The sequence below is a fragment of the Serratia sp. 14-2641 genome (assembly GCF_001692375.1).
Classification (GTDB): domain Bacteria; phylum Pseudomonadota; class Gammaproteobacteria; order Enterobacterales; family Enterobacteriaceae; genus Chania; species Chania fonticola_C.
The window spans coordinates 1-630 of the sequence record NZ_LXKR01000020.1; the positions used below are offsets into that span (position 1 = coordinate 1).

The window sequence follows — 630 nt, forward strand, 5'->3', positions numbered from 1 at the left end:
CGTTTAACAACGTATTCCGTACCCGGAATGCGATCCCCTGACTGCACCGTAACCTGGTTGCCGTTGCTGAGTGCCAGCACGGCCGTGAAACCTTTCCCCGTGCCAGTGATCTCGACAATCTGTGGCGGAACGGCATCTTGCACCGCTCCCTTGACCTCAGTTTTGTTGTCCTGAGAAGGGGGCGCCGGGTTGAAGGGTTGATCCAGTGCACGGTCATAACCGTTCTTTTGCAGTTCATTCAAGGCCTTTGCCCTGGCAAGCTGGGCCTCATACAGCACCGTCTCAGCCTGTATCGCTTCCAGTTGGCCAAGATTTAATGCACGTCCCGCTTCCGCGCGCGTGAAGGTGGTTGGGAGAGGAATATCTGCTGACGTTGGTGGTTTCACTGACTGTTCAACCGAAGACGAAGGTGTAGCAGATGGAGCCGCCGGTATGTCAGCGACAGGCGCGGCGAAGACACCCGGTGCGGTTAGCACCAGGCACAACGCCCAGGGAGTGATCCCGGATTTAACGGTTGGCATACAGAAGTCCCTCAATGGTGTATTCCAGGCGATTGTTCTTGAGTGTCGTCGTGATACTGGACGCCCTTATCCCGCTGCTGTTGAAGCGCGTCGGCGCAAACAACCGATC

General features: G+C 56.7%; 1 protein-coding gene. It reads right to left on the minus strand.

Annotation, left to right across the window (positions count from 1 at the left end; all coding sequences use genetic code 11):
- A partial coding sequence (gene pilP / locus A6U95_RS08735; protein WP_065684190.1) for a type IV pilus biogenesis protein PilP occupies positions 1 to 521 on the minus strand: 521 nt, incomplete at its 3' end.
- Positions 522 to 630 lie beyond the last annotated feature (109 nt).